Raw genomic sequence first — 17,462 nt, forward strand, 5'->3', positions numbered from 1 at the left:
CCGTGGAAGAAATTTCCGTCGTCCTGGTGGTCGCCACCCTGTTCATCGGGTTGCCGTGGCTGATCATGCACTACGTCACGCGCTGGAAGACGGCGGCGACGCTGACCGGGGGTGACGAGAAGTTGCTCGAGGAACTGCACGATCTCACCCGGCGGCTCGACGACCGGATGTGCTCGATCGAGCGCATCATGACCGCCGAGAACCCCAACTGGCGCCAGCAGTGCGCGCCCGAGCAGCCGGCCCTTGCGGGTCGCGACGAGAACATCGACCTCGACATCGACGCCGAGCTTGCGCGGCTGTCGGAGCGTCGCCGGGTTCGGGAGGTCCGCTGAAATGAACCTGCAACCCGCCTCGCGCACCAAGTTCTACAAGGACAAGCGCAACGGCAAGGTGATGGGCGTGTGCGCCGGCATCGCCGACTATTCGGGCGTCGACGTGTCCGTCATCCGCATTCTGGTGGTGCTTGCCGTGATCCTCACCGGCGTCATGATCCCGCTCTACCTGGTGGCGGGCTGGATCGCCGAGGACAAGCCGCGCGAGCTTGCCTACGACACGGTCGAGGACCAGCGCTTCTGGCAGCAGGTCCGCGCCTCGCCGACCCGCACCGCGCGCGAAATTCGCGCCAATCTCAAGGCGATCGACCGCCGACTGGCCGACGTCGAAAGCTATGTGCTGACCAACAACCGCAGCCTCGCCCGCGAAATCGAGCAGCTGCGTTAACTCACCGCTATCAAGAAAGAGCGACCGATGAGCCCCTTGTGGATCCCCATTCTCGGCATTTCGATCCCGATCATCGCCATCCTCGCCAAGGTGCTTCTGCGCGCCATGGACATGAAGGAAAAGCAGATCGAACGGTTCGGCTCCGAGACCGCCGAGAAGGCCGCGCAATATGCCAGCCGGGTTGCCGAACTCGAGCAGAGGGTGCGCGTCCTCGAGCGGATCGTCACCGACGGCGGTGTCCAGACCGCCGCCCAGATCGAGGCGCTGCGTGATACGCCGGTCAGCTTCGAGACTCGGGAGAAGGTGCAGTGAACCCCTTCGAGATGCTTCTCCTGCTGGTCGGAATGGTGCTCATCTTCCAGCTCATCAAGCACAAGACGACCCTCCGCCACGAACGTCGCAGCCACGATATATTCCCGCTCGCCGATGATCCCGATGAGAGCCGCATGCTCCGCGACGAAGTCCGCCAGCTGAAGGAGCGGATCCAGGTGCTCGAGCGGATCACGGTCGAGAAAGAGAACAGCCTCGCCCGCGAGATCGAGGATCTGCGCAACCGGTGATCCCCTTCTCCCGCGTAAGCGGGAAAGCGGTTCCCTTCATGTCCGCAGGCAAAAGAACAATCAGGCCGTGCTTTCGCAGGGAGGCAGCTTGGCCTATCTGCGCGCCATGAGCCTCCCTCCCCTCGCCGCCATCCTCGACGATTACGAGCTGCTCGAGGGCGAGGAGCGTTACCGGCTGCTGATCGATCTCGGCCGCGAGCTCGAGGAGATGCCCGACGCGCTCAAGACCGACGCGACCAAGGTGCGCGGCTGCTCGGCCTCGGTGTGGCTCTATCCGACCGCACTCGACAATGGCCGGCTGCACTTCCTTGCCGACAGCAATGCGGCGATCACCAAGGGGATCGTCGCGCTGGTGCTGAGCGCGGTCCAGGACCGCGCCCCCGAGGAAGTCGCCGGCACCGACATCGCCGCCGCCCTTGCCCCGTTCGAGCTTGGCAAGCATCTCTCGTCCAACCGGACGCAGGGCGTCCCCAACATGATCGCGCTGATCCACGAGACCGCGCAGCGCTACGCATGAGCGACTTTCGCGACAATGTGATCACGCCGTTCGACGTCGCGGCCTTCTTCAAGGTCGCGCGGACGGTCGGGCACGGCCGCGCGCTCGGCCTGACCTATCGCGCGCATGGCGACAATTGGGTCGAGCTCGAGCTGCCCTGGGCACCCGAGCTGGTCAGCATGAGCGACACGGGCACAATGGCGACCGGCGCGATCGTCAGCCTCATCGACACCTGCTCGGGCACGTCCATCTGGACCGCGCTCGGCGGGTTCCGCCCGGCGGTGACGCTGGACCTCAGGCTCGACTATCTGCGCCCGGCGGCCAAGGGCGAAACGGTGATCGCGCGATGCGAATGCTACAAGCTGGCGAGGCAGATCGCGTTCGTCCGCGGGGTGGCGCATGGCGGCGACCCCGAGCGCGCGATCGCGCATAGTGCCGCCACCTTCATGACGGTTGACTAGGCGCCGCTCTCCACGCGCCGCTCCTCGGCCTTGCGCAGGACATCGTAGGCGGCCTGCACGGCCTGGAAGGTCTTCGCTGCTCCCTCGTCACCTGGCTTGAGGTCAGGGTGGCTGGCCTTGGCCAAGCGGCGGTGGGCGGCCTTCACATCGGCGAAGCTGGCGTCGGATTCGAGTTCGAGCACCGAAAGTGCGCGCATCTCCTCGCGACTTCGGGTGCCGTCACCGGGACCGCCCCATTGCCAGTGCGCGCTCTGCTTGAAGCCATTGGCCCCTCGCTGCTCGTCGGCCTCGCGAGCGGCGGCCTCGGCGGCCGACAGGTTCGCGAAATAGTCCCAGTTCTTGTTGTATTCGGCGGCGTGCGCTTCGCAGAAGTGCCAGCGCTCGGGGCTGTTGGGAGCCTTGGGCGCGGGCCGGTCGCCGGGCTCGGTGCAGCCCTCGCGGTCGCACAGGCGGATTCGCGCCGCGTCCCGCCCCTTGTCGGCATAGGAGCGCCAGCGGGGGAAGCCCCAGTCGTTGGATCGGGTGGAACGCGCCATTGCCTGTCTAACTAGTCGTCACCAATGAAAGTGCCAGAGGGCCTGTAAGCCGGGTTCTGTCCTCTGCCCGAAGGCAGATGTGCGGCCATTCCTCTCGGCCGGCGCTTGCGCGACGGCTCCAGCAACCAACCCGGGCGGCGAGCCGGAAACGCTCATGTGCCGCCCCTATTCGGTCTTGCACCCGGTGGGGTTTACCGTGCCGCCTGCCGTTGCCGGAGACGCGGTGCGCTCTTGCCGCACCCTTTCGACCTTACCGCCCCGAAGAGCGGCGGTATGCTTTCTGTGGCACTGTCCCTGACCCCCGCCCGAAAGCGAAGGACCGCCGGGCGTTACCCGGCACCGTTTTCCCGTGGTGCCCGGACTTTCCTCGGCGAAGCAAGCTTCGACGCGGCCGCCCGGCCCTCTGGCGAAGCAGGCCTAGCAGAAGTGCCGGCGCCCGACCACCTTTGCGGTCTGGAGGCGGCTAGCGCCCGACCATCGCCTCGGCGGTTGGAAGGCTGTAGTTCCGCCACTGGTCGCGCAGCGTCTTCTTGCTGAGCTTGCCGGTAGCGGTGTGCGGCAGTTCCTCGACGAACTCGATCGCGTCGGGCATCCACCAGCGCGCGATGTGCTTCGCCAGATGCTCGCGGATTGTCTCCTCGTGGACGTCGCTGCCGGGGCGACGGACGATCAGGAGCAGCGGCCGCTCGTCCCACTTGGGGTGCGCGATCCCGATCGCGGCGGCTTCGGCCACTCCGGGCACGCCGACCGCGGCATTCTCGAGCTCGATCGAGCTGATCCATTCGCCGCCCGACTTGATCACGTCCTTGGCGCGATCGGTGATCTGCATGGTGCCGTCGGGATGGAGCGCGGCGACGTCGCCGGTGTCGAACCAGCCGTCGCCATCGACCGCGTCATGCTCCTCCTTGAAGTAGCGCTGGACGATCCAGTGGCCGCGGGTCTGCAGCCGCCCGCTTGCGACCCCGTCGCGCGGCAGGACATTGTCCTCGTCGTCGACGATCCTGAGCTCGACCCCGAACGGGATACGTCCCTGGCGGCAGATGAAGTCGATCTGCTCCTCGTCGGTCATCTCGTCCCAATTGGCCGGGGGAGTGCCGCAGGTGCCGATCGGGCTCATCTCGGTCATGCCCCAGGCGTGGCCGACGTTCAGCCCCTTGCGGCGGAACCACTCAACCATCGCGCGCGGCGCGGCCGAGCCGCCGATGGTCACGCTCTTGAGCGGACCAAGATCAGCCCCGGTGCGCTCGATATGATCGATCATGCCGAGCCAGACGGTCGGCACGCCGGCGGAGTGGGTCACGCCCTCGTCGCGGAACAGGTCGCACATCTGCTGCGGGCGATAGTCGGCCGACAGCACCAGCTTGGCGCCGACCATCGGTGCCGACCAGGGCACGCCCCAGGCATTGGCGTGGAACATCGGCACGATCGGAAGCACGACCGAGCGGCACGACAACTCGAACACGTCCGGGCCGACCTCGACCAGCGTGTGGAGCATGGTCGAGCGATGCTCGTAGAGGACGCCCTTGGGATTGCCGGTGGTGCCGCTGGTATAGCAGAGCCCACAGGGCTCGCGCTCGTCGCCCTCGACCCAGGCGAAATCTTCGTCTTCCTTGTCGATCCAGGCGCGGAATTCGCCGTCGTCCATGCAGATATAGTGCTGGATCGTGGTCCAGGAGGGTTTCAGCTTCTCGACCAGCGGCGCGAACGCCTTGTCGTAGAGGAGCACGCGGTCCTCGGCATGGTTGGCGATATAGGTGAGCTGGTCTGGGAACAGCCGCGGGTTGATGGTGTGGAGCACCCCGCCCATCCCGATCGCGCCGTACCAGCTGATCAGGTGATGGGCATGGTTCATCGCCAGCGTCGCCACCCGGTCGCCGCGCTGGACTCCGAGGCGGGTCAACGCCTTGGCCATGCGGCGGGCGTCGCTTGCCACTCCGCGCCAGTTGGTCCGGCTGATTGTGCCGTCAGCCCAGGCACTGACGATCTCGCGACCGCCATGCTCGCGCTCGGCGTGGTCGACCAACCGCATGACCCGCAGCTGATGATGTTGCATGGCGCCCAGGATGTTCATGTCGTCGACCCTCCTGACGGGAGAGTGACGCCGGACGACCCCTCTGGCAAGCGCGTCAGAACGGCATCTGGAATCCCGGCGGAAGCGGCAGGCCGGCGGTCATCTTCTGCATCTCGGTCGCAGCGGCCTGGTCGGCCTTGGTACGGGCATCGTTGAAGGCGGCGGCGACGAGGTCCTCGACCATCGTCTTCTCGGACGCGACCAGCAGGCTCTCGTCGATCGACACTGCGATGATCCGCCCCTTGGCCGAGCAGCGCACCCGCACCAGCCCGCCGCCGGACTGCCCCTCGACCTCGACATTGTCGAGATTGTCCTGGGCCTTCTGGAGTTCGGCCTGCGCATTCTGCGCCATCTGCATGATTTCTTCGAGGCTAGGCATGGTTGCTGTCCTTGCGGGTAACGGATTCAAGCGTTGCGTTGGGATAAGCGGAAAGCACGGCGGCGACAGTTGGCTCCCTCAGGATCGCTTCGCGGTCGCGTTCCTCGGCCATCTTGTCCTGCTGCTGGAGCGAAGGTTCGGCCGAGCCGTCGCCGAGCACGACCTGCCACGGCTGGCCGAGCACGCCCCTGAGGTCGGCCTCGAGCTCGCGGGCGAACCCTGCGCCGAGCGGCTGAAGCGGCTTCAGCGCAAGCTCGCCGGGCGCGTAGCGGATCAGTCCTACCTGGTTGCGGAGCTGAACCGCACGGAGCGCCTTGCCGCGGGTCTCGAGCAGGTCGACGAGCTGGGCGAAGCCGGCTGGCGCCGACGGGGTGGCGGGTTCCGGAGCCGGAGCCGGAGCAGCAGCCGGCGGCGAGGCCGCTTCCATCCGCGGTGGGGCTGTTGGAGACGGTGCACGGGTGGAGACGGAGGCAGGCGCGCTCCCCTCCCCGCCCGACTGCAGGCGGGTCAGCAGGGCCGCGGGATCGGGCAGGTCGGCGGCGTGGACGATCCGCAACAGGACCATCGCCGCCGCTTCGTTCGGATCGGGCGCGAGCGCGACGTCGCTGAGCCCCTTGAGCAGCATCTGCCAAAGCCGGTGGAGCGCGCTCCATCCGAGGGTCGAGGCAAGCTGTTCGTTGAGCGCGCGCTCCTCCTCGGAGGCCATGATGTCGCGCGCGGCGCCGGCCTTGGTCCGCGAAGCCGAATGAAGCTGGTCGAGGAGGCCGCGGAGGAGAGTCGCGGGCTCGACCCCGAGCGCCTGCGCCTCATCGAGCTCGGCAAGCGTCGCCGCACCGTCGCCCGACAGCAGCACCGAGAGCAGGCGGCGTATACGTCCGCGGTCCGCAAGGCCGAGCATTTCGCGCACCGCCACCGCGGTCACCTCGCCCGACCCGTGGGCGATCGCCTGGTCGAGCAGCGACAGGCCGTCACGCGCCGAGCCCTCGGCGGCCCGCGCGATCACCGCCAGCGCCTCCGGCTCGATCTCGACCTGCTCGATTTCGGCGATGCGGGCGAAGTGGGCGGCGAGCGCGTCGGCCGGGATACGGCGAAGGTCGAAGCGCTGGCAGCGCGACAGGACCGTCACCGGCACCTTATTCACCTCGGTCGTGGCGAACAGGAACTTCACATGCGCGGGCGGCTCCTCGAGCGTCTTAAGGAGCGCGTTGAACGCGTTCTTCGACAGCATGTGGACTTCGTCGATGATGTAGATCTTGAAGCGCGCGCTGACCGCCGAATAGCGCACCGCCTCAATGATCTCGCGGACGTCGTCGACCCCGGTGTGGCTTGCGGCGTCCATCTCGGTGACGTCGATGTGCCGCCCCTCGGCGATCGCGACGCACGGCTCGCAGACGCCGCACGGATCGATCGTCGGACCGCCACGCCCGTCAGGACCGATGCAGTTGAGCGCCTTGGCGACCAGTCGCGCGGTCGAGGTCTTGCCGACCCCGCGCACGCCGGTCAGCAGGAAGGCGTGGGCGATGCGCCCGCTGGCGATGGCGTTGCCGAGCGTCCGCACCATCGCGTCCTGCCCGATCAGTTCGGCGAAGCTCTGAGGCCGGTACTTGCGCGCCAGCACCCGATAGGGCGACGCCGCCGCACTCTTTTCCAGCGGCTGCGCCGGAAGGTCGAGGCCGAGGCCGGGCTCGTCGGATCCTGATTCGTGATCGCTCATCGCGGACGACTGTAGGGGAGCGATTGCCGGACAGAAAGCGGGTGGAGCGCTGCTCCACCCGGCAATCCGTCGAACCTAGCGGGTCATCTTCTTGTAGCTGGTCCGGGTCGGGCGGTCGGCTTCGGGACCGAGGCGGCGGCGCTTGTCTTCTTCGTAGGCCTCGAAGTTGCCCTCGAACCACTCGACATGGCTGTCGCCCTCGAACGCGAGGATGTGGGTGGCGAGGCGGTCGAGGAAGAAGCGGTCGTGGCTGATGACCACGGCGCAGCCGGCGAAGTTCTCGATCGCTTCCTCAAGCGCGCCCAACGTTTCGACGTCGAGGTCGTTGGTCGGTTCGTCGAGCAGCAGCACGTTGCCGCCCTGCTTGAGCATCTTGGCCATGTGGACGCGGTTGCGCTCACCGCCGGACAGCTTGCCGACGTTCTTCTGCTGGTCCTGGCCCTTGAAGTTGAAGGCCCCGACATAGGCGCGGGTCGAGGCGTCCTGGCCGTTGACCTTCATATAGTCGAGACCGTCGCTGATCTCTTCCCAGACGTTCTTCTTGGGATCGAGATGGTCGCGGCTCTGGTCGACGTAGCCGAGACGGACGGTCTCGCCCATGTCGACCTTGCCGGCGTCGGGCTGCTCCTTGCCGGTGAGGATCCGGAACAGGGTCGACTTGCCGGCACCGTTGGGGCCGATCACGCCGACGATCCCGCCCGGCGGCAGGGTGAAGCTGAGGTCCTCGAACAGCAACTTGTCTCCATAGGCCTTGGAGATCCCCTCGACCTCGATGACCTTGCCGCCGAGGCGCTCGGGCACCTGGATGACGATCTGCGCCTTGCCGATGCGGCGGTCATCCTGCGCATCCTGTAGCTGCTCGAACTTGCGAATACGCGCCTTAGACTTGGACTGGCGCGCGGCCGGCGTCTGCCGGATCCACTCGAGCTCGCGCTGCAGCGCCTTCTGCTTGCCGCTCTCCTCCCGGCTTTCCTGTTCGAGGCGTTTCGCCTTCTTTTCCAGGTAGGTGGAGTAGTTTCCTTCGTAAGGATAATAGCTTCCGCGATCGAGCTCGAGGATCCACTCCACCACATTGTCGAGGAAGTAGCGGTCGTGGGTGATCATCAGCACCGCGCCGGCATATTCCTTGAGGTGAGTCTCCAGCCACTGGACGCTCTCGGCGTCGAGGTGGTTGGTCGGCTCGTCGAGGAGCAGGATCGAGGGCTTCTGGATGAGGAGGCGGGTGAGCGCGACGCGGCGCTTCTCACCGCCCGACAGGTCGGTCACGGCCCAGTCAGACGGCGGGCAGCGCAGCGCTTCCATCGCGATCTCGAGCTGGTTGTCGAGCGTCCAGCCGTCGACCGCGTCGATCTTCTCCTGGAGCTCGCCCATCTCGGCCATGAGCGCGTCGAAGTCGGTGTCATCCTTGGGATCGCCCATCTCGGTCGAGATGGCGTTGAAGCGATCGACCATGTCGGCAACGTCGCGGGCGCCGTCCTTGACGTTCTCGAGCACCGTCTTGCTCTCGTCGAGCTGCGGTTCCTGCGGGAGATAGCCGACGGTGATGTTCTCGCCCGGCCAGGCCTCGCCGGTGAAATCGGTATCGATCCCCGCCATGATCTTCATGAGGGTCGACTTGCCGGCGCCGTTCGGGCCGACGATGCCGATCTTGGCACCCTGGTAGAATTGCAGGCTGATGTTGTTCAGCGTCGGCTTGGGAGCGCCGGGGAAGGTCTTGTTCAGGCCCTTCATGACGTAGGCGTATTGGGCGGCCATGGGGTCGCGGATCCTTGTGATGATGCTTGAAGAGGTTGCCCGCCAGATAGTTCGTCCGGCGGCTTTTGCCTAGCGGGGCCTCAGGGTTCCCCCTGTGGCCGGGGCAGAAGCAGCGCGAGCAGCTTGGCGCGACATTCGCCGTCGATGACCCCGTCGATGCGTTCGGGGCGGAAGCGGCGCTGGAAGGCGATGGTGGCCTTCCAGGGGTCGGCGACGTCATATCCGAACCGCTCGAGCGCGAGCAGGAAGGCGGCGTCCGACCAATAGGGATCGATGAGGTTGCGGGTCGGGCTCGGGAGCGCGAGACGGCGCTTGGCGAGCGCCTCCCACGGGAAGAGTTCGCCCGGGTCCTCCTTGCGGGTGGGGGCGATGTCCGAGTGGCCCACGACATTGCCGCGGCCGATGTTGTGACGTTCCTTCAATCGAGCGACCAGCGGGATTACCGCCGCGATCTGCTCGTCGGGGAAGGCGCGGTAGCCGAACTCATGGCCGGGATTGACGATCTCGATCCCGATCGAGGCGCTGTTGATGTCGCGAATGCCGCGCCAGTAGCTCTTGCCGGCGTGCCAAGCGCGGCGACCTTCGTCGACCATCTGGAAGACGCTGCCGTCCTCGTCGATGCAATAATGGGCCGAGACCTTGGCTTCGGGCGAGCAGAGCCGGTCGAGCGCGCCCTCGCAGGTCGGCATTCCGGTGTAATGGAGCACGATCATGCTGATCGGCAGCTGCCGCTCGTCGTGATTGGGCGAAGGGCGCGCGATCGGATTCACGTCCGGCATGGGACATGGTGGGAGGGGTTACGTCAACCCTTCCCTGTTCGAGGGTTCAGGCCGCCTTGGAGGCGGGAGCGACGTGGCGGTAGAGGCCGCGCATCTCGCGGTCGGCTTCGAGGGCGGGAGCCTGGCCGATGACCGTCTCGCCCGCGCCGAGCATCAGCCAGCCATCAGGGGCGAGCGCCGACGACAGCCGCTCGAACGCGGCGCGGCGGGTCTTGTCCTCGAGGTAGAGGAGGACGTTGCGGCACAGCACCAGGTCGAAGCGGCCAGGATGCGGCGCGCCCTCGAGGATGTTGTGGACCTGGAACCGCACCTTGCCGCGGAGGGCCTCTGCCGCGCGCCAGCCATTCGGGGTCTCCTCGAACCAGCGGATCATCTGCTGGATCCCGAGCCCGCGCTGAACCTCGAACTGGCTGTAGGTGCCGTCGCGCGCACGGTCGACGATGCTTGAGCTGACGTCAGTCCCGAGAATGTCGATGGTCCAGCCCGACCAGCGTACGGGATCCTCGGCGAACAGCATGGCGAGGCTGTAGACCTCTTGCCCCGCCGAGCAGCCCGCCGACCACACCCGCAGAGTCCGGCTCGACTCGCGCCGCCGGGCAAGTTCGGGCAGCGCCGCGGTGTTGAGCAGGTCGAACGGCACCCGATCGCGGAAGAAATAGGTCTCGTTGTTCAACAATGCCTCCACGACCCGGGTCGACAGGCTTGGCTCGCGGCCCATGACGAGGATGGTGATGAGTTCGTCGATGCTGGCGATGCCGCGCTCGCGCAGCAGCTGCGACAGCGCCGTCTCAAGTCGCCAGCGGCGGCTCATGGTCAGTTGCTGGCCGGTGCGGGCTTCCAGCAGTCCCGCGAGAATCCGGCTCGAGCTGTCACTGATGGGCATGGGTCTGACCGATCCTCGACGCAACACGGCGGGCAAGTTTCTCCGGTGGAAGGATGGCGGCAGCGAGGCCGGCATCGGCGACCGCCTTGGGCATGCCCCACACGGCGCTGCTTTCCTCGTCCTGGACCAGCACCGAGCCGCCCGCGCGGACGAGGAGCTCGGCGCCCTCGAGGCCGTCACGGCCCATCCCGCTGAGGATCACGGCGACGCTTCCCGCGCGGCGCAGCGCGGCGATGCTGGAAAGCATCGGATCGACGCTAGGCAGGCAGCCCGAGGAGACCCGCCCCTCTGTGAGGCGCACGAAGAGACCATTGCGGCGCTGCTCGACGGTGAGATGCCGGTCGCCGGGCGCGATGTGGATCACGTCGTCGCAGAGCAGTTCGCCGTCGGCGACGATCCTCGCGGGGCGCTTGGCCGCGGTCGCGAGCTGGCGGGCGAACACGTCCATGAAGGGAACCGGCAGATGCTGGGTGACGAGGATCGGAGCCCCGACCTGCTGCGGCAGGTTGGCGAAAAAGCGACCGAGCGCGTGGATTCCACCGGTTGATGCGCCGATGGCAAGCAGCGAAAGGCTGTCGGTGGCCATTGCGCAGAGGGGGGCGCGGAAGGCCGACAATGCCGGCATCGCCGGCTGGAGCTCGTCGTTGCGCTGGCCGAGCGCCCGAATCTTGCTCATCAATATGTCGGCAAAGCGGCCCTGGAGCCGCCCGGTGCCTGGCTTGAGCAGCGTGTCGGCCGCGCCCTGCGCGAGTGCGGTGACGGTCTCGGCCGCGCCTTCCTCGGCAAGGCTGGAGACGATGAGGACGCGCGCGCCGCGAGCGACCTTGAGAATTTCGGGAAGCTTCTTGAGTCCGCCCGCGCCGGGCATCTCGAGGTCGAGCAGGATGACGTCGACCACGACATGGGCAAGCGCCTCGACCGCGTCCTCGGCGGTGCCGGCAACCGCGGCGATCTCGATTCCGCCGCCGACCTCGACCATCCGGCTCAGCACTGCCCGGGCGACCATCGAGTCGTCGACGATCATCAGCCGGATCGGCCGTTGCGGCGGCTGGACGGGCGCCGCTTTTCTCGAGGCGAGCGCCGCGCTCATGACGGGCTCAGGCGACTCCGACGAGCTGGAGCTTGATGTGCAGCGTCTCGCGGTCGAACGGCTTCATGACATATTCGTCGGCCCCGGCCTCGAGCGCGGCGCGGATGTGCGCCATGTCGTTCTCGGTGGTGCAGAAGACGACTTTGGGCTGGTCCTCGTGCCCGCGCTGGCGAAGCAGCTTGAGGAACTCCATCCCGCTCATCACCGGCATGTTCCAGTCGAGCAGCACGACGTCGGGCATCGACGCTTCGCAGCGGTCGAGCGCCTCGCGGCCGTCGCCGGCCTCGTCCACGGTGAACTCGAGTGTCTCGAGGATGTGGCGGGCCACCTTGCGGATGACCTTAGAGTCGTCGACGATCAGGCAGGTCTTCATGGAGATGTCCGCTTTCGGATGAACGTTCGTGTCGTTGGACGGGATTAGAGGGCAGGCGTAACGAAGCCGTTAAGCCGCCACGCGGAGGGTTTCGGGGCCGGTCACCAGTGCTGCGACGTCGACGAGCAGGAGGGCGCCCTCCTCGGTCTCGACCATTCCGAGCGAGACCCGCTCCCAGCCCTCGCCCATCGCCGCGCGCACCGGCTCCGGGTCGCCGATCGCCTCGAGCACGTCCTCGACCCCGTCGACGATGAGCGCATAATGGTGACCGTCGAGCTCGGTGACCGCGGCCTCGAGCGTCTCGGGCTGCTGCTCGAGGACCGGAAGGCCGAGCGAGCGGCGGCAGCAGATCACCGTCAGCACCCGGCTGCGGAGTGCCGACAGGCCGGCGATATGCTCGGCCGCGCGGGGTACCGGAATGAGCGTGTCGAGCTCGACCACGCTCTCGATCCGCGCCGCCGGCATGGCGACGCGCTGTCCGGCGATGCGGACGACAAGCAGGAGTTCGTTCACTTGCGTGCTCTCCCGGCAGCGGCGGCGTCGCGCAGGGCGACGAGCAGGCCGGTGCGATCGTAGCGGTAGATCTGGTTCTCGTTGGCGGCATCCGGGCTGGCGCTTAGCCAGAGGGTGCGGCCGTCGCTCGCGCCTGAGGAAGCGTCGGTCCCCCAGGCGATGGTGAGGTCGACCGGCTCCTCGGCATCGAGCGCGACGACGCGGTAGCCCGCGCCCTCGACGATCGGACGGAGCATGTTGCGGACCCACGGGTCGGAGAGATCGATCCGGCACACCGGCGGCTCGGACGAGGATGCGCGCTGGGCGCCCTCGGAGGCGAACAGCCAGTAGGCGTCGACCAGCTCGGCGGGCTCGCCCGCGACCAGAGTCACACCCTCGACGAGGCCGGGCGCATCGGCGGCGATGATCTCGTCGGCGATGGCGTCGAGGTCCATGACCTCGCTGAAGGCGAGCCCGACCTGGCTTTCGCCGTCGGACAAGCGGAACAGGCGGATCTTGTCGGTCGGTTCGGGAACGCGGTCGAGTCCGGCAAGCGGAAGGATCGCTTCGCCCAGCTGGACGCGCAGGCGACCGGCGCCCATCGAGACCGCGCTTCCCTTCACTTCCTCGATCCGGTCGACCACGCCAAGGCGGATCGCCCGGCGCGCACCGGCGCAGTCGCGGAACAGCAGCACCGGCGTGTCCTCGCGCGCCGCGACCACCTTGGTCTCTTCAAGCAGGCGCATGCTGCGCTCCTGCGCCTCGACCCGAACGCCGCCGACCCGGGCGAGTCCCGCGGGATCGAACAGCAGGATCGGCGAACCGTCGTCGGCAAGCGTCGTCCCGGCATAGAGGCCGGTCGCCATGACCGCCGGAGCGGCAGGCTTGACCACCAGTTCCTCATGGTCGTGGACCTTGTCGACCGACAAGGCATAGACGTCGCCGCCAGCGGGCTTGAGCACGATGAGCGTACGCTCTTCCTGGCTCATCCCGCTTGGCAGGCCGAGCACGTCGGCAAGCGTGATCTCAGGCACGCGGCGTCCGCGGATGGTGACCACCCCCGCCCCACCGACTCGGCTGAGTTCGACGCTCTCGCCGCCGGCCCGGACGATCTCCTCGATCGCGGCACGGGGGATGGCGAAATGCTGGGCGCCGATCGATACGGTCAGCGCGGGGATGATGGTCAGCGTGAGCGGCACGCGAAGGGTCATGCGGGTGCCCTGCCCCGGCTTCGATTCGACCTCGACGATCCCGCCGATCCGCTCGACGTTGGAGCGCACCACATCCATGCCGACACCGCGGCCCGAGATGCTGGTGACCGCTCCGGCGGTCGAGAGGCCGGCTTCGAAGATGAGGTTGAGCTGCTCGCGCGGGGACAGCCGGGCCGCCTCGCCGCTTTCGATCAGCCCGACGTCGAGCGCCTTGGCGACGAGCTTGCGACCATCGATCCCGCGACCGTCGTCGACGATGTCGATCAGGATCTGGTTGCCCGACTGACGCGCCGACACGCTGAGCAGGCCGATCTCGCGCTTGCCCGCCTTGAGCCGTTCGGCGGGAAGCTCGATCCCGTGATCGACCGCGTTGCGGACGATGTGGGTGAGCGGGTCGCGGATCATCTCGATCATCTCGCGGTCGAGTTCGACGTCGCCGCCATCGATGTCGACCAGCACCTGGCGACCGAGCTCGGCGGAGAGGTCGCGGACCATGCGCGGCAGGCCGACGAACAGGCTTTCGATCCGCTGCATGCGGGTGCGGGTGATCGCGTCGCGCATCTCGGCGATGATCCCGCTAAGGCGCTCGAAGGCGCCGCCGATGGCGACGTCGGTGGTGCTATCGCGAAGGCGGCGAGCAAGCTCGTTGCGGGCGAGGACGAGGTCCGAGACCCCGCTCATCATCCGGTCGAGCAGATCGACCGAGAGGCGGATGGTGCGAGGAGCGGCGGTGCCGAAGGCTGCGGCCACCGGGCTCGACTGCGGTGCGGCTGGCGCCGCGGCGGGTTCGCTCGCGCCGGGCTTGAGGGCCTCGGTGAGGTCGGCGTCATCGCCTTCGGGGAGCGGCTGGCCGGCGGCAATGACCTCGACCAGCTCGCCGATGCGGTCGATCACGGCGAGGACGGCACTGACGAGCCTGGGATAGGGCTGGCGGCGACCGGCGCGAACGTCGGCGAGCGCGTCCTCGGCGGCGTGGCTCAGCCGTTCCAGTCGCGGAAAGTCGAAGAAGCCGCAGTTGCCCTTTACCGTGTGGACGAAGCGGAAGATGCTGTCGAGCCGGGCGCGATCCTGCGGACTGGCTTCCCACGCGACGATCTCGCCGCCGAGGTTCTCCAGCATGTCCCGGCATTCGGAGACGAAATCGGCAATCAGATCGTCCATGGCCCCACTTCACTCAGCCTTGCTTGCCATGGCGGTAGCGGCCGAGGGTTAAGGGCGCGTTAGTGCGTCAGGCGAGGAAGGCGGGGTCGAGGACGATATTCCCGTCGGTGAGGTCGGCAATCCCGGGAGCGAACGGGATGAGCGAGCGCTTGCCGTTTGCCAGCTCGACGTCGAGGAGGTCGCCGGCGCCGTAATTCTCGACCGAGTGGACGGAGCCGAGCAGGACCCCCTGTCCGTCGGTGCATGGCAGGCCGACGAGATCGGCATGATAGTATTCGCCATCGTCGAGCGGCGGCAGGGCGTCGCGCTCGACCTCGATCAGCGTCCCGCGGAGCGCCTCCGCGGCATTGCGGTCGGAGACGCCTTCAAGGCGCGCGGTCGGGCTCTTGGGCGTGCCGCCGACGGCGAGCAGCCTGCGCGGGGTGCCATCGACCAGCACCTGCTTGTGCGCGGACAGGCTGTCGAGGCCGTCGGCGAAGAGCTTGAGGCGCACCTCGCCACGCACCCCGTGCGCACCGGCGACCGCCGCGAGCGAGACCCTGGAGCCTCCCCCACGCGGAAGGTCGCCCGGTGACGACGGGCCGGAGGGGTTCCCGCGCTTGTCGGAGAACCCCTCGGCCGACGGCGCCGGCAGCTCCCCTGACGGGGAGCGGCGCGCCATTACTCGGCCTTCTCGGCGCCTTCGGCCGGAGCCGCATCGTCCGAGCCTTCGGCCGGCTCGGGCTGGGTCGGAGCGCTGACGTCCTCAGCCGGAGTCTCGGCGGCGGGCGCCTCTTCCTCGGCCGGAGCGGCAGCGGCGGCGGCAGCGGCCTCGGCGGCCTCGGCGGCCTTGGTCGCACGCTCCTCGGCGCGCTCGGTGGCCTTCTCGCCCGGCTTGGCCTTGTTCGGGTTGTTGCGCACGGCGCGCTCCTTGATGCCGGCGGCGTCGAGGAAGCGGGCGACACGGTCGGTCGGCTGCGCGCCGACGCTCAGCCAGTGGTTGATTCGGTCGGCGTCGAGCTTGACGCGCTCGGGCGAATCCTTCGCCAGCAGCGGGTTGTAGGTGCCGACCTTCTCGAGGAAGCGGCCGTCACGCGAGTTGCGGCTGTCGGTCACGACAACGCGGTAATAAGGGCGCTTCTTGGAGCCACCACGGGCCAGACGAATTGCTACTGCCATGTTTTAAGTCCTTCTCTTCAAACCGTTGTTATTTCTTGCCGAACTTGTTCCCGCCCGGGGGCAGGCCAAAGGGTGCGGACCCGCCGGGCAGACCCGGCAGGCCGGGCGCTCCGGCACCAGGCATGAGGCCGCCCATGGCGCCTTCCAGACCGCCCTTGCCGAACATCGCGGCGAGCTTGCCGAGGCCGCCCATCTTCTTGAGGCGCTTCATCGCGCCTTCCATTTCCTGGTGCATCTTGAGGAGCTTGTTGACCTCCTGCACGGTGCGGCCCGAACCCTTGGCGATACGGATCTTGCGCTTGGCGTTGATCAGCCCGGGCTTGGCCCGCTCGGTCGCGGTCATCGAGGACAGCATCGCCTCGAGGTGGACCAGCGCCTTGCCGTCGGCGGCCTTGTCCATCGCGCCCTTCATGCCCTTGAGGCCCGGCATCATCCCGGCCAGGGCACCAAGACCGCCCATCCGCTGCATCTGGGCAAGCTGCATGCGCAGGTCGTCGAGGTCGAACTTGCCCTTGGCCATCTTGGCCGCGAGCTGCTCGGCTTCCTCGACCTTGATCGTCTCGGCGGCGCGCTCGACCAGGCTGACGACGTCGCCCATGCCGAGAATGCGGCCGGCGACGCGGCTCGGGTGGAAGGGCTCGATCGCGTCGAGGCCCTCGCCCGTACCGGCGAACTTGATCGGCTTGCCGGTAACCGCACGCATCGACAGCGCTGCGCCGCCACGGGCATCGCCATCCATCCGGGTGAGGATCACGCCGGTCAGGTCGATCTGGGTCCCAAAGCCCTTGGCGACGTTGACCGCGTCCTGACCGGTCAGACTGTCGACCACCAGCAAGGTCTCGGCCGGGCGGCTCGTCTCGGCGACCGCCTTCATCTCGCCCATCAGGCTGTCGTCGACGTGGAGGCGACCGGCGGTGTCGAGCAGCAGGACGTCATAGCCCTGCAGCTTCGCTGACTGGAGCGCGCGCCTGGCGATATCGACCGGCGACTGGCCGGCGACGATCGGAAGCGTGTCGACGTTCGCCTGGCGGCCGAGCACCGCGAGCTGCTCCTGCGCAGCCGGTCGGGCAACGTCGAGGCTGGCCATCAGGACCTTCTTGCGGTCCTTCTCGGTCAGGCGCTTGGCGAGCTTGGCGGTCGAAGTCGTCTTACCCGAGCCCTGAAGGCCAACCATCATGATGACCGCGGGCGGGCTGACCGCAAGTTCGAGGTCGGCGCTGTCGGCGCCGAGCATTTCGATCAGCGCGTCGTTGACGATCTTGACGACCTGCTGGCCCGGCGTGACCGAGCGCAGCACTTCCTGTCCGACCGCACGCTCGGTGACCTGATCGACGAAGTCGCGCGCGACCGGAAGCGCGACATCGGCCTCGAGCAGTGCGACCCGCACCTCGCGCATGGCGCCGCGCACGTCCGCCTCGGTCAGGGCGCCACGTCCACGAAGCTTGTCGAACACGCCGCCAAGGCGGTCGCTGAGGGTCTCGAACATACTCAAACTCCGGATCGAAGGGCGCAAAGCGGAAACGCGCCGGCGGGCGAAACCTCGCCGGCCAGCGTACCCCGAAAGGCGCTCATCGATGTCTGTCACAGGTGACGCGGCGGCCGATAGCCCAGCGACATCAGAAA

General features: G+C 67.7%; 20 protein-coding genes and 1 other RNA gene. 6 read left to right on the top strand and 15 right to left on the bottom strand.

Annotation, left to right across the window (positions count from 1 at the left end; all coding sequences use genetic code 11):
- Nucleotides 1-2 precede the first annotated feature (2 nt).
- The 6 genes from pspB to ABD727_RS07810 all read left to right on the top strand — a co-directional run bounded on the left by pspB (nucleotide 3) and on the right by ABD727_RS07810 (nucleotide 2,237).
- Complete coding sequence (pspB, locus tag ABD727_RS07785) at nucleotides 3-332, top strand: envelope stress response membrane protein PspB (protein ID WP_344706812.1); 330 nt, start codon at nucleotides 3-5, stop codon at nucleotides 330-332.
- A gap of 1 nt (nucleotide 333) precedes the next feature.
- Nucleotides 334-720, top strand: coding sequence for an envelope stress response membrane protein PspC (pspC, locus tag ABD727_RS07790; protein ID WP_344706813.1), 387 nt, complete (start codon nucleotides 334-336; stop codon nucleotides 718-720).
- 27 nt (nucleotides 721-747) lie between these two features.
- Nucleotides 748-1,032: a hypothetical protein gene (locus tag ABD727_RS07795; protein ID WP_344706814.1), complete on the top strand. Its 285-nt coding sequence runs from the start codon at nucleotides 748-750 to the stop codon at nucleotides 1,030-1,032.
- Nucleotides 1,029-1,280: a hypothetical protein gene (locus tag ABD727_RS07800; RefSeq protein WP_344706815.1), complete on the top strand. Its 252-nt coding sequence runs from the start codon at nucleotides 1,029-1,031 to the stop codon at nucleotides 1,278-1,280. The genes ABD727_RS07795 and ABD727_RS07800 overlap by 4 nt, the downstream gene beginning before the upstream one ends.
- A 106-nt stretch (nucleotides 1,281-1,386) precedes the next feature.
- Nucleotides 1,387-1,797 carry a SufE family protein gene (locus ABD727_RS07805; RefSeq protein WP_344706816.1) on the top strand — a complete coding sequence of 137 codons (411 nt, stop codon included), beginning with the start codon at nucleotides 1,387-1,389 and terminating at the stop codon, nucleotides 1,795-1,797.
- A complete protein-coding gene (locus ABD727_RS07810) occupies nucleotides 1,794-2,237 on the top strand; it encodes a PaaI family thioesterase (protein WP_344706817.1) in 444 nt (147 codons plus the stop codon). Before ABD727_RS07805 ends, ABD727_RS07810 begins: the two co-directional genes overlap by 4 nt.
- On the opposite strand, the gene ABD727_RS07815 is transcribed toward ABD727_RS07810, so the two are convergent.
- From ABD727_RS07815 to ffh, 15 genes are all read right to left on the bottom strand, one after another.
- Nucleotides 2,234-2,773 carry a J domain-containing protein gene (locus ABD727_RS07815; RefSeq protein ID WP_344706818.1) on the bottom strand — a complete coding sequence of 180 codons (540 nt, stop codon included), beginning with the start codon at nucleotides 2,771-2,773 and terminating at the stop codon, nucleotides 2,234-2,236. The genes ABD727_RS07810 and ABD727_RS07815 overlap by 4 nt on opposite strands.
- Nucleotides 2,774-2,802: 29 nt before the next feature.
- An RNA gene (gene rnpB / locus ABD727_RS07820) (RNase P RNA component class A) lies at nucleotides 2,803-3,180 on the bottom strand.
- Nucleotides 3,181-3,236: 56 nt separating this feature from the next.
- Nucleotides 3,237-4,844: a long-chain fatty acid--CoA ligase gene (locus tag ABD727_RS07825; RefSeq protein WP_344706819.1), complete on the bottom strand. Its 1,608-nt coding sequence runs from the start codon at nucleotides 4,842-4,844 to the stop codon at nucleotides 3,237-3,239.
- A gap of 55 nt (nucleotides 4,845-4,899) precedes the next feature.
- Entirely contained in the window at nucleotides 4,900-5,223 is a 324-nt protein-coding gene (locus ABD727_RS07830; RefSeq protein ID WP_344706820.1) for a YbaB/EbfC family nucleoid-associated protein, read from the bottom strand.
- On the bottom strand, nucleotides 5,216-6,937 hold the full coding sequence (locus ABD727_RS07835; RefSeq protein WP_344706821.1) for a DNA polymerase III subunit gamma/tau: 1,722 nt from the start codon (nucleotides 6,935-6,937) through the stop codon (nucleotides 5,216-5,218). The genes ABD727_RS07830 and ABD727_RS07835 overlap by 8 nt, the downstream gene beginning before the upstream one ends.
- Before the next feature lie 75 nt (nucleotides 6,938-7,012).
- Nucleotides 7,013-8,692 carry an energy-dependent translational throttle protein EttA gene (gene ettA, locus ABD727_RS07840; RefSeq protein ID WP_344706822.1) on the bottom strand — a complete coding sequence of 560 codons (1,680 nt, stop codon included), beginning with the start codon at nucleotides 8,690-8,692 and terminating at the stop codon, nucleotides 7,013-7,015.
- A gap of 80 nt (nucleotides 8,693-8,772) precedes the next feature.
- Complete coding sequence (locus ABD727_RS07845) at nucleotides 8,773-9,471, bottom strand: N-acetylmuramoyl-L-alanine amidase (RefSeq protein ID WP_344706823.1); 699 nt, start codon at nucleotides 9,469-9,471, stop codon at nucleotides 8,773-8,775.
- 46 nt (nucleotides 9,472-9,517) lie between these two features.
- The gene (locus ABD727_RS07850) at nucleotides 9,518-10,354 is read right to left on the bottom strand and encodes a CheR family methyltransferase (RefSeq protein WP_344706824.1); all 837 of its coding nucleotides are present in this window, start codon (nucleotides 10,352-10,354) and stop codon (nucleotides 9,518-9,520) included.
- Nucleotides 10,341-11,444 carry a chemotaxis-specific protein-glutamate methyltransferase CheB gene (cheB, locus tag ABD727_RS07855; protein ID WP_344706825.1) on the bottom strand — a complete coding sequence of 368 codons (1,104 nt, stop codon included), beginning with the start codon at nucleotides 11,442-11,444 and terminating at the stop codon, nucleotides 10,341-10,343. The genes ABD727_RS07850 and cheB overlap by 14 nt, the downstream gene beginning before the upstream one ends.
- A gap of 7 nt (nucleotides 11,445-11,451) precedes the next feature.
- Entirely contained in the window at nucleotides 11,452-11,817 is a 366-nt protein-coding gene (locus ABD727_RS07860) for a response regulator (RefSeq protein ID WP_344706826.1), read from the bottom strand.
- 69 nt (nucleotides 11,818-11,886) lie between these two features.
- Nucleotides 11,887-12,330, bottom strand: coding sequence for a chemotaxis protein CheW (locus ABD727_RS07865; RefSeq protein ID WP_344706827.1), 444 nt, complete (start codon nucleotides 12,328-12,330; stop codon nucleotides 11,887-11,889).
- Nucleotides 12,327-14,681, bottom strand: coding sequence for a chemotaxis protein CheA (locus ABD727_RS07870; RefSeq protein WP_344706828.1), 2,355 nt, complete (start codon nucleotides 14,679-14,681; stop codon nucleotides 12,327-12,329). Before ABD727_RS07870 ends, ABD727_RS07865 begins: the two co-directional genes overlap by 4 nt.
- Before the next feature lie 67 nt (nucleotides 14,682-14,748).
- On the bottom strand, nucleotides 14,749-15,342 hold the full coding sequence (gene rimM / locus ABD727_RS07875) for a ribosome maturation factor RimM (RefSeq protein ID WP_344706829.1): 594 nt from the start codon (nucleotides 15,340-15,342) through the stop codon (nucleotides 14,749-14,751).
- Nucleotides 15,342-15,839: a 30S ribosomal protein S16 gene (gene rpsP / locus ABD727_RS07880; protein WP_344706830.1), complete on the bottom strand. Its 498-nt coding sequence runs from the start codon at nucleotides 15,837-15,839 to the stop codon at nucleotides 15,342-15,344. Before rpsP ends, rimM begins: the two co-directional genes overlap by 1 nt.
- A 28-nt stretch (nucleotides 15,840-15,867) precedes the next feature.
- Nucleotides 15,868-17,325, bottom strand: coding sequence for a signal recognition particle protein (ffh, locus tag ABD727_RS07885; RefSeq protein WP_344706832.1), 1,458 nt, complete (start codon nucleotides 17,323-17,325; stop codon nucleotides 15,868-15,870).
- Nucleotides 17,326-17,462 lie beyond the last annotated feature (137 nt).

Source organism: Sphingomonas swuensis, assembly GCF_039538045.1.
Taxonomy (GTDB): domain Bacteria; phylum Pseudomonadota; class Alphaproteobacteria; order Sphingomonadales; family Sphingomonadaceae; genus Sphingomicrobium; species Sphingomicrobium swuense.